The sequence below is a fragment of the Cupriavidus sp. SIMBA_020 genome, assembly GCF_046535395.1.
GTDB lineage: Bacteria > Pseudomonadota > Gammaproteobacteria > Burkholderiales > Burkholderiaceae > Cupriavidus > Cupriavidus campinensis.
The window spans coordinates 1-259 of the sequence record NZ_JAWRWU010000974.1 but is presented as its reverse complement, the minus strand read 5'-3'; the positions used below and the strand labels follow the sequence as shown (position 1 = coordinate 259).

Below are 259 nucleotides of genomic sequence, written 5' to 3'. Positions count from 1 at the left end.
CTCGTCACGAGCACGTGCAGTGTTTGCATGGCGATTGCCGCCGACGCGAGCCCGGCGTCGGCCGCATGACCGAGCGATGCCTTGCCCGCCGCGATCGCGACCACCGCGAGCCACAGCAGCGCATTGCGCAGCATGCCCGTATGACTCGCCATCGCCGTGCCGAGCAATACGAGGGCACCCGCGAACGCAACACTCCAGCCATATCCGACATGCGTTTGCGTGAGCACCGTCGGCACCACGCCGATCGCGGCAGCCAGCC

Annotated in this window: 1 pseudogene; it reads right to left on the bottom strand. The window is 68.0% G+C overall.

The annotated features are described in order from the left end of the window. A pseudogene (locus SB751_RS32370) lies at positions 1–259 on the bottom strand (copper resistance protein CopD); the annotation flags it as partial.